The sequence below is a fragment of the Salipiger sp. HF18 genome (genome assembly GCF_011806505.1).
Taxonomy (GTDB): Bacteria; Pseudomonadota; Alphaproteobacteria; order Rhodobacterales; family Rhodobacteraceae; genus Salipiger; species Salipiger thiooxidans.
Window position 1 is genome coordinate 1 of record NZ_JAATOS010000145.1, and the last position, 8,900, is coordinate 8,900.

Genomic DNA, 8,900 nt, shown 5'->3' on the forward strand with positions numbered 1-8,900 from the left:
CGCGTAGTGCTGGAACACGGTGTTGACCGGGCGTTTGAACGGTGGCAGCGGCGCGATGTCCTCGCCGTGCAGGCGGATCTGCCCGCCCGAGACCGGCTCGAACCCCGCGATGCAGCGCAGGAGCGTTGTCTTGCCGCAGCCTGACGGCCCCAGCAGCGTGAAGAATTCGTTGTCCGCGATGTCGAGCGACACCTCGTGAAGTGCGGTGAAGGTGCCGAAGCTCTTCACCACGCGGTCGATGCTGATCACGGTCCCGGTCACGATGCCGAACCACCCCCTGAACTGTTTTTCTTTGCCCGGATGATACCACCCGTTTATGGGTTCATACCCTAAGAGAGGCACATTCAAGGGGTATATACCCCCAGAGAGGTATGATGAGAAAACTGCCCAACCTGACCGAAAACTTCCTTGGCCGCGCCATCGAGGCGCTCGAGACCGAGGCGTTCGCGGGCGTTTTCTTTCAGTGGCTTGTGCGCTGCTTCGAGATCGACAACACCACGATGCTGGCCTACTTCCAGAACCGCCCGCCGCAGCTTCTGTTTTCCCACGCGCAGGAAAAGCGTGTCCACGAAAAGCTCGAATCGAACTACCTGACCGGGGCCTATCTGCTCGATCCGTTCCACGATCTGCACATCCAGAGGGCACCGGCCGGGCTGCACCGGATGCGCGACATCGCCCCGGACCAGTTCCTGCGCAACGAGTACTACTCGGTCTACTATCGCCGGACGACGCTGATCGACGAGCTGGCCTATGTCGCCTATCCCTCCGAGGGCGTCTCGGTGCACGTCTGCCTCGGGCGCGACGCCAGTTCCGAGCGTGTGTTCTCGACGCGCGACATGGAGCGGGCAGAGCAGATCGCGCCCATCGCCTGCGCGCTGATCGCGCGCAACTGGTCGGGGCTCCGGACCTCGGGGGATTTCAAGGACAGCACGGTGTCGGACGGGCTCCGGGCCCGGATGGACAGCGTCCACGGGATCTCGCTTACGCCCCGGCAGGCGGAAATCGCGCTGCTGATCCTCAAGGGGCACTCGTCCGCCTCCATCGCGATGCGGCTCGAGATCAGCCCGCAGACGGTGAAGGTCTTCAGAAAACAGCTCTACCGAAAATGCGAGATCTCCTCGCAGGCAGAGCTGTTCTCGCTGATGATGCCGGTCCTGACGACGCTCGAGTTCTGAGGCGCCTCCGGGACCGGCCGATGGCTCAGATCACCCGGACCTGCGTGCCGATCGGGCAGAGCTTGAAGAGCTCGGCGATCTTCTCGTTGTAGAGCCCGATGCAGCCGTCGGACGAGCGGCGGCCGATCTTGCGGGTGTCGTGGGTGCCGTGGATGATGTAGGCGGGCCAGCCGAGATACATCGCGTGGGTTCCCAGGGGGTTGTCCGGGCCGGGGCCGATAGGCTTCCAGTCGGGGTAGCGCTCCATCTGGCTCGCGGTCGGCGTCCAGGACGGGCCCACCTTCTTGCGCACGATCTCGGTGTAACCGCGCTTGGTCAGCTCGTCGGTGAGCGGCACGGAGGTCGGGTAGACGCGGTAGTCCGAGCCATCGCCCGACCAGAAATGCAGCGCCCGCGAGGCGGTGTCGGCGACGATGGCGCCCTTGCCCAGCGTCTCGAAATGGTCGCGCCAGTCCTGCATCGCGAAGCTCGAGATGTTGCGGCGCTGGACCGTCTGCGCGGCCGCAACGGAGGGCACCAGAAGGCTTCCGGCGGCGGCGGCGCCCAGTGCGAGGGTTCCACGTCGTGTCAGGCGATTCATGTCGTTCTGCTCCTTGGTCTGCCACGGCACATTCCGGCCGTTGTCGCCAGAGACCAGCCGAGCCTTAACCGAAACTTAAGCCTGGTCGCGCGCCTCGGCGATGGCGTCGCGCAGCGCCTGCGCGTCCATGGCGCCGTCGTAGATGGTGGTCTCGACGGCCACGCCGGGCGTGCCCTGAAACCCCAGCGCGGTCGCCTGAAAGGCGTTGCGGCTCATGAGCCCGTCCCACCTCGCGCGGCGGCGGCGGTAGGACTTGCGCGCCTCCGCCGGCGCCACCACGGCCGAGACCGCCCGGTCGACCTGCCGGTCACTCAGCCGCCCCTTGGTGGCCATCAGCGCAGACACCACTGCCTCGTAGGCGCCGAGATCGACCGCCCCGAGCGCCAGCTGGCTGGCGCGGAGCGAGGCAGCGCCGAAGATCGGCCAGTCCTTGAGCACCAGCCGGATGTCGCCATCCTCGGCCACGACCTCGGTCAGGGGCTGGTGCATCGCCTTGCAGAAGGGGCACTGGTAGTCGAAATACTCCACGATGGTCAGCCCGCCCTGCGGGTTGCCCAGCACCGGCGCGTCCGGGTCGTTCAGCACCGCCTCGACGGTGAGCCCCTGCGCCGAGGCGCCCTGCGGCAGCAGCGCCAGCGCGCCCGCCCCCGCGAGGATCGCGAATGTGCCCCTCCTGCCGACGATCATCCGGCGTCGCCGTCCGTGGTCTCGGCCGAAGCGACCGCTTCACCCGGAGGGGTGGTCCACTTGCCGGCCTGCTCCTTGGTCAGCACGACGACCTTGGTGCCGTTCGGCACTTCGGCGGCGAGATGGATCGAATCCTGATTGAACATGCGGATGCAGCCCGACGAGGTGGCGTGCCCGACGGTCCAGGGGCTCGGCGTACCGTGGATGCGGTAGAGTGTGTCGCGGCCGTTCTTGTAAAGATACAGCGCCCGCGCCCCGAGCGGGTTCTCGAGCCCGCCGGGAAGGCCGTTGCGCACCGGCCCGTAGGTTTCGGGGTCGCGCTTGATCATGTTGGCGGTCGGCGTCCAGTAGGGCCAGTCGCGCTGGAAGGGAATCGTCGCCTCGCCGGCGAACCCGTAGCCCTGCGCGCCCACGGCAATGAGATAGCGCATCGCGGTGTCGTCGCCCTGCAGGTGGTAGAGGAACTTGCCGCCCGGATCGACGACGATGGTGCCGGCACGGTAGGGCGCGTAATAGTCCACGAGCTGGCGTTTGTTGTATTCAGACAGGTACTTGTCCTCGATCGCGGGCACCTCGATGCCGTTGTCGACGGTGGCGGCGTACATGGCGCGGGTCTCTTCGGTAATCTGGCCCGGCTCGTTCATCGGCACGGTGGTGGCACATGCGCCAAGCAACGCAGGCGCGGCCAGCACCGCGAGCATCGTCAGGCGGATCTTTGTGAGTGCGATCATCGGATTCCTACTGTCCTCTCGTTGCCGCCAGAGCTCTTCGTCCGGCCCCTTTGCGGGGCGGGACATGCGGATTGTCTGTTCCAAGGCTGTCGTGCGGCGTGATTGTTGTAGCTTAAGACAGCCTTAAGGTCGTTCCCGAAGCGCCGAGGTCAAGCGACAGCGCGCCGGGGCTTCCCCAGAGGCGAAGCGTCGCTTATATGCGCGCCATGCAGAATCCCCCCGACCTGCGCCCCGATCTGGCGCGCGCCCGCATCACCGAGACCCGCCGTGACGGCCAGCCGACCATCGGCATGGTCTCGTTGGGCTGCCCCAAGGCGCTGGTCGACAGCGAGCGCATCCTGACCCGGCTGCGCGCCGAGGGCTACGGCATTTCGCCCGATTACGCCGGTGCCGACGCGGTGATCGTGAACACCTGCGGTTTCCTCGACAGCGCCAAGGCCGAAAGCCTCGAAGCCATCGGAGAGGCGCTCTCGGAGAATGGCCGGGTGATCGTGACCGGATGTCTCGGCGCCGAGCCCGAGTACATCACCGGGGTGCATCCGCGCGTGCTCGCGGTGACCGGCCCGCACCAGTACGAGCAGGTCCTCGACGCGGTGCATGGCGCCGTTCCGCCCTCGCCCGATCCCTTCGTGGACCTGCTGCCGGCCGGCGGCGTGAAGCTCACGCCGCGCCACTACAGCTACCTGAAAATATCCGAAGGCTGCAACCACGCCTGCAAGTTCTGCATCATCCCCGACATGCGCGGCAAGCTGGCCTCGCGCCCGCACCGCGCCGTGCTGCGCGAGGCCGAGAAGCTGGTCGAGGCCGGGGTGAAGGAACTGCTGGTGATCAGCCAGGACACCTCTGCCTACGGCACCGACTTGAAGGACCGCACCGAGAAGGCGCCGATCCTGTCGCTGGCCCGCGATCTGGGCGAACTCGGGGCGTGGGTGCGGATGCACTACGTCTACCCCTACCCCCACGTCCGTGAGCTGATCCCGCTCATGGCCGAGGGCAAGGTGCTGCCCTACCTCGACATCCCCTTCCAGCACGCCCACCCGGACACGCTGAAGCGCATGGCCCGGCCCGCGGCCGCGGCCCGCACGCTCGACGAGATCGCAGCATGGCGCGCCGCCTGCCCCGAGATCGTCCTGCGCTCGACCTTCATCGTCGGCTACCCGGGCGAGACCGAGGAAGAGTTCCAGACGCTGCTCGACTGGATGGACGAGGCCCGGCTCGACCGGGTCGGCTGCTTCCAGTACGAGAACGTCGACGGCGCCCGCTCGAACGCGCTGCCCGACCACGTGCCCGCCGAGCTCAAACAGGAGCGCTGGGACCGGTTCATGGAGAAGGCGCAGCAGATCTCCGAGGCGAAGCTTGCCGCCAAGGTGGGCCAGCGCATCGAGGTGATCGTCGATCTCGTCGAGGACGACGCTGCCACCTGCCGCACCAAGGCCGATGCGCCCGAGATCGACGGCAACCTCTTCATCGACGAGGGCCACGAAAAGCTCACGCCCGGCGACATCGTCACCGTCGAGGTCGACGAGGCCGGCGAATACGACCTCTGGGGCCGCCTCGTCTGAGGCGCCCCGTCGTCGCCGCCCCCTGTGGCGGCGGGTGATTCGCCGGCGATTCGCGGCTAATTCCCGCCGACGCATCGCGATTCTGGCGTTTCCCCGCTTCCCAAGTGTAAAATTCGCCCACTTTTTGGGCGAAATCGCTCTCACGGGCCGTTTCAGCACGTCCCGAGGTGCACGACGCGGGTCATCCTGCGGCGGTCATGCTAGGGTCTCGGCGTTAGACTGGTTTGTCGGCAGGGGATCTCGCAAGTGATCGGCTGGCAGGGTGGTGTGGAGAGAACTCGACCCGGTTTTGGGTGTCGGCATTTCCGCCTTCATCTCGTCACGTGAAATGGATTTTCTCCCCTCGGGGAGAACCGGCTATACGTTTGTATTTTGGCTAATTCAGAATGCTCCTGCGCTGCAGGGGCATTTTTTTCTGGGCACCGCGCCCGCATCCCCCGGCCCGTCTTGCGAACCGCACCGCGCTGCGGCATGCACCGGGCCCATGGCCAAGCTCTACTTCAACTATTCCACCATGAACGCCGGCAAGTCGACGCTGCTGTTGCAGGCGGCGCACAACTACGGCGAACGCGGCATGGAGGTCTACCTGCTGACCGCAAGGCTCGACACCCGCGCAGGCGAGGGCCGGATCGGCTCGCGCATCGGGCTCGGCCGCGAGGCGGACACCTTCACGCCCGAGGACGACCTCTTCGCGCGCATCGCCACGGAACAGTCGAAGCGGGCGCTCGCCTGCATCTTCGTGGACGAGGCCCAGTTCCTGACCGAGGCCCAGGTCTGGCAGCTGGCCCGCGTGGCCGACGATCTGGGCATCCCGGTGATGGCCTACGGGCTCAGGGTGGATTTCCGCGGCCAGCTCTTCCCCGGCTCGGCGGTGCTGCTGGCACTGGCCGACACCATGCGCGAGGTGCGCACGATCTGCCACTGTGGCCGCAAGGCGACAATGGTGATCCGTCAGGACGGCGAGGGCCACGCGGCGACAGATGGCGATCAGGTGCAGATCGGCGGCAACGAGACCTATGTCTCGCTCTGCCGCAGGCACTGGCGCGAGGCGGTGGGAGACCGTCAGCCGGACTGAGCCGCGCCTCGCAGGCCTTACTGCGTGCGGGCGGGGATGACCTGCTGCGCGACGCCCGCGAAGATCAGGTAGACCGAGGTGGCCACGAGGCCCCAATGCGCCCAGCTGTCCGGGTGAAAGTCGACCCATGCCGCCCAGCCCGCGAAGAAGGTCCAGGCCAGCGCCACCGGCAGCGACAGCCCGCGCCAGCGCTCGGTGCGCACCGGGTGAATGAACTTCAGCGGCAGGAACATCGCCACCGACAGCACCGCCACCAGCGTCAGGATCACCCAGAAGTTCGGTTGAACCGCGAAGAGCACCAGCACCAGCATGTTCCAGCAGCCCGGAAAGCCGTGGAACGAGTTGTCGGAGGTCTTCATGCGGCTGTCGGCGAAGTAGAGCGCGCTGGCGAAGGTGATGATGATGATCGCGAACCATCCGGTCCAGCCCGGCAGCAGCCCCGACTGGAAGAGCGCGAAGGCCGGAATGAAGACGTAGGTCAGGTAATCGATGATCAGGTCCAGCAGCACCCCGTCGAACCGCGGTGCGTTGGCCTTGACGTCGTAGCGCCGAGCCAGCGGGCCATCGAGCCCGTCTACGAAGAAGGCCACGACCAGCCAGAGAAACATCTCGGACCAGTGCTCCTCCGCCGCAGCGAGCAGCGCAAGCATGGCAAAAACCGCGCCGGTGGCGGTGAAGAGGTGGACCAAGAGTGCCTGGGAATTCCGTGTCATGGCCCTGTCATGCCGCATATGCGCGTCCGGCGCAAACACTCACTCGGCAAAGCGTCACTCGGCGGAGGGCGGCACCCGCATGGCCTCGGCCAGCGCCTCGAGCTCCTGCCCGAAGCCGGTCGAGAGCATTCCCGCCGCGGCGAGACGCGCCGCCTCGGGCTTGTTCTGGGCCAGCTTCCAGGTGCTGTCGATATCGGCGATTTCGAGACGGAAGGGCAGGATCATGCGCAGCAGCCGCTCCTTCGCCCCGGTCTCCATCTTGTCGAGCGTCCACGGCGCCTTGGGCAGGCGCCGCTCGTACGCGGCGGACTGGGCGGCGAGCAGCGTCTCGATGGTCTCGGGCGGCAGCGGCACCAGACGGCCGGTCAGGTGCACGGCGACGTAGTTCCACGTGGGCACCTGGTCGGGCCCCAGCCCGTACCAGTCGGGCGAGATGTAGCCATCCGCCCCCGACACCGCGAGCCGCGCATCGATGCCGTCGCGGGCGGCCCGGCAGATCGGGTTCGAGCGCACGAGGTGCAGGTCGGCGTGGGTCCCGTCCTCCGAAAGCAGGAAGGGCACGTGGTTCAGCAGCGGCGCGCCCTCCGTCGACACCGCGAGGGTGCCGAAGGCGCGTTCCCGCACGAAGGCGAGGCTGTGGTCCTGTCCGGTGCCGCGGTAGACGGGATTCGGGTGCATCGGATCAGGCCACCAGGCGCTGGCCGCTCTGGCCGGTGATGGTGGCGGTGACGATGGCGCCCTCGGCCTGCGGCATGGTCATGGTGACCTCGGTGAACTGCTCCGTACGGCCCATGTCAGGGGCTTCCATGAGCACGCGGTGGGTCACCCCCTGCTGGGCCGCGAGATGGCGCTGTACGGCCACGTCCCCGGCCTCGCGCAGGCGCGCGGCGCGCTCCTTGATGATCGTGCCGTTGACCTTGTTCGGGATTTTCGCGGCGGGCGTACCGGGACGCGAGGAATAGGGGAAGACGTGCAGCCAGGTCAGGTGGCAGTCCTCGACCAGCTTCAGCGAGTTCTCGAAATGCGCCTCGGTCTCGGTCGGGAAGCCCGCGATGATGTCGGCACCGAAGGTGATGTCGGGGCGCAGCCTGCGCGCCTCCTCGGTGAAGCGGATGGCATCGTCGCGCAGGTGGCGGCGCTTCATTCGCTTGAGGATCAGGTCGTCGCCGTGCTGCAGGCTGAGGTGCAGGTGCGGCATCAGGCGCGGCTCGGTGGCGATGGCGAGCATCAGGTTCTCGTCCGCCTCGATGCTGTCGATCGAGCTGATGCGCAGCCGCGGCACGTCGGTGAGCCGCAGGATGCGCATCACCAGGTCACCCAGCCGCGGCGTGCCGGGCAGGTCAGCGCCCCAGCTCGTGAGGTCGACGCCGGTCAGCACGACTTCGTTGAAGCCCTTCTGCACCAGCCGCTTGATCTGATCCACGACCACGCCCGCGGGCACCGAGCGCGAATTGCCACGGCCGTAGGGGATGATGCAGAAGGTGCAGCGGTGGTCGCAGCCGTTCTGCACCTGCACGTAGGCGCGCGAACGGGTGCCGAAGCCGTCGATGAGGTGGCCGGCGGTCTCGGTCACCGACATGATGTCATTGACCTGCACCTTCTCGGTGTCGCCGATGAAATCGGACCGCAGCCCTTTCCACGTCTCGGGCGACATCTTCTCGGAATTGCCGATGACCGCGTCGACCTCGTCCATGGCGGCAAAGCTCTCGGGGTCGATCTGGGCGGCGCAGCCGGTGACGATGACGCGCGCGTCCGGGTTCTCGCGCCGCAGACGGCGAATCTCCTGCCGCGCCTTGCGCACGGCCTCCTGCGTCACGGCGCAGGTGTTGATGATCACCGCGTCGCCGACGCCCGCCTCTTCGGCCAGCGCCTTCATCGCCTCGGTCTCGTAGGCGTTGAGCCGGCAACCGAGCGTGGTGAACTTGGGCACGCTCATCCCGCCGCCTCCAGCCAGGCGCGCGAGAAGCTGCCGTCGAAGACATGCGCGGTGCCGCCGGTCATCCAGACCCCGTCCTCGCGCCAGTCGACCTGCAGCGTGCCGCCGTCGAGCTCGATGGTCACCTTGCGCCCGGTGAGCCCGCGCCGCGCCGCCGCCACCGCCGTGGCGCAGGAGGACGAGCCCGAGGCCAGCGTGAGCCCGGCGCCGCGCTCCCACACCCGCATGCGGATGTGATCGGGGCCGATGATGCTTGCCACTTGCACGTTGGTGCGCTCGGGGTAGAGCGGATGATGCTCGTGCACGGGGCCGAAGCTGGTGAGGTCGACCGCCTCGGCGTCCTCGACGAAGAAGGTGCAGTGCGGGTTGCCCATGCCGGTGGCGGTGGGCGCCCCGTCGATGGGAAGCTCCAGCGTGTCCATTTCGCGCGCGAGCGGGATC

Annotated in this window: 11 protein-coding genes; 3 read left to right on the forward strand and 8 right to left on the reverse strand. The window is 67.3% G+C overall.

Annotated elements, in window-relative coordinates:
- The coding region (locus HC022_RS29150; protein WP_368484665.1) for an ATP-binding cassette domain-containing protein at window positions 1-192 on the reverse strand (192 nt) is incomplete at its 3' end.
- A 182-nt stretch (window positions 193-374) separates the two neighbouring features.
- On the opposite strand from HC022_RS29150, the gene HC022_RS13380 reads away from it, so the two are divergent.
- Window positions 375-1,175 (forward strand): helix-turn-helix transcriptional regulator, encoded by an 801-nt coding sequence (locus tag HC022_RS13380; protein ID WP_242661781.1) that lies wholly within the window; start codon window positions 375-377, stop codon window positions 1,173-1,175.
- Between the two features lie 25 nt (window positions 1,176-1,200).
- Here HC022_RS13380 and HC022_RS13385 read toward each other — a convergent pair whose 3' ends face one another.
- The 3 genes from HC022_RS13385 to HC022_RS13395 form a co-directional block, all read right to left on the reverse strand.
- On the reverse strand, window positions 1,201-1,755 hold the full coding sequence (locus HC022_RS13385) for a L,D-transpeptidase (protein WP_008885564.1): 555 nt from the start codon (window positions 1,753-1,755) through the stop codon (window positions 1,201-1,203).
- Window positions 1,756-1,830: 75 nt separating this feature from the next.
- Window positions 1,831-2,442, reverse strand: a complete 612-nt coding sequence (locus HC022_RS13390) for a DsbA family protein (RefSeq protein WP_167452768.1) — start codon at window positions 2,440-2,442, stop codon at window positions 1,831-1,833.
- On the reverse strand, window positions 2,439-3,173 hold the full coding sequence (locus HC022_RS13395; protein ID WP_089962248.1) for a L,D-transpeptidase: 735 nt from the start codon (window positions 3,171-3,173) through the stop codon (window positions 2,439-2,441). Before HC022_RS13395 ends, HC022_RS13390 begins: the two co-directional genes overlap by 4 nt.
- A 197-nt stretch (window positions 3,174-3,370) precedes the next feature.
- Between HC022_RS13395 and rimO the strand changes: the two genes are divergently transcribed.
- The gene (gene rimO / locus HC022_RS13400; protein ID WP_167452769.1) at window positions 3,371-4,735 is read left to right on the forward strand and encodes a 30S ribosomal protein S12 methylthiotransferase RimO; all 1,365 of its coding nucleotides are present in this window, start codon (window positions 3,371-3,373) and stop codon (window positions 4,733-4,735) included.
- A gap of 484 nt (window positions 4,736-5,219) precedes the next feature.
- On the forward strand, window positions 5,220-5,810 hold the full coding sequence (locus tag HC022_RS13405) for a thymidine kinase (protein WP_167452770.1): 591 nt from the start codon (window positions 5,220-5,222) through the stop codon (window positions 5,808-5,810).
- A 17-nt stretch (window positions 5,811-5,827) separates the two neighbouring features.
- On the opposite strand, the gene HC022_RS13410 is transcribed toward HC022_RS13405, so the two are convergent.
- The 4 genes from HC022_RS13410 to dapF all read right to left on the reverse strand — a co-directional run.
- Complete coding sequence (locus tag HC022_RS13410) at window positions 5,828-6,523, reverse strand: phosphatidylcholine/phosphatidylserine synthase (protein ID WP_040383791.1); 696 nt, start codon at window positions 6,521-6,523, stop codon at window positions 5,828-5,830.
- A gap of 54 nt (window positions 6,524-6,577) precedes the next feature.
- The gene (locus HC022_RS13415; protein ID WP_167452771.1) at window positions 6,578-7,201 is read right to left on the reverse strand and encodes an FMN-binding negative transcriptional regulator; all 624 of its coding nucleotides are present in this window, start codon (window positions 7,199-7,201) and stop codon (window positions 6,578-6,580) included.
- 4 nt (window positions 7,202-7,205) lie between these two features.
- Window positions 7,206-8,459: a tRNA (N(6)-L-threonylcarbamoyladenosine(37)-C(2))-methylthiotransferase MtaB gene (gene mtaB, locus HC022_RS13420; protein ID WP_167452772.1), complete on the reverse strand. Its 1,254-nt coding sequence runs from the start codon at window positions 8,457-8,459 to the stop codon at window positions 7,206-7,208.
- Window positions 8,456-8,900, reverse strand: a 445-nt coding sequence (gene dapF, locus HC022_RS13425; RefSeq protein WP_167452773.1) for a diaminopimelate epimerase, incomplete at its 5' end; no start/stop codon positions are given. The genes dapF and mtaB, both read right to left, overlap by 4 nt.

What these genes read in the sequence shown, in the direction of transcription:
- HC022_RS13380 (WP_242661781.1), top strand. Translation starts at nt 375, where the DNA reads ATGAGAAAACTGCCCAACCTGACCGAAAACTTCCTTGGCCGCGCCATC.
- HC022_RS13395 (WP_089962248.1), bottom strand. Translation starts at nt 3,173, where the DNA reads ATGATCGCACTCACAAAGATCCGCCTGACGATGCTCGCGGTGCTGGCC.
- HC022_RS13415 (WP_167452771.1), bottom strand. Translation starts at nt 7,201, where the DNA reads ATGCACCCGAATCCCGTCTACCGCGGCACCGGACAGGACCACAGCCTC.
- HC022_RS13405 (WP_167452770.1), top strand. Translation starts at nt 5,220, where the DNA reads ATGGCCAAGCTCTACTTCAACTATTCCACCATGAACGCCGGCAAGTCG.
- HC022_RS13410 (WP_040383791.1), bottom strand. Translation starts at nt 6,523, where the DNA reads ATGACACGGAATTCCCAGGCACTCTTGGTCCACCTCTTCACCGCCACC.
- mtaB (WP_167452772.1), bottom strand. Translation starts at nt 8,459, where the DNA reads ATGAGCGTGCCCAAGTTCACCACGCTCGGTTGCCGGCTCAACGCCTAC.
- rimO (WP_167452769.1), top strand. Translation starts at nt 3,371, where the DNA reads ATGCGCGCCATGCAGAATCCCCCCGACCTGCGCCCCGATCTGGCGCGC.
- HC022_RS13390 (WP_167452768.1), bottom strand. Translation starts at nt 2,442, where the DNA reads ATGATCGTCGGCAGGAGGGGCACATTCGCGATCCTCGCGGGGGCGGGC.
- HC022_RS13385 (WP_008885564.1), bottom strand. Translation starts at nt 1,755, where the DNA reads ATGAATCGCCTGACACGACGTGGAACCCTCGCACTGGGCGCCGCCGCC.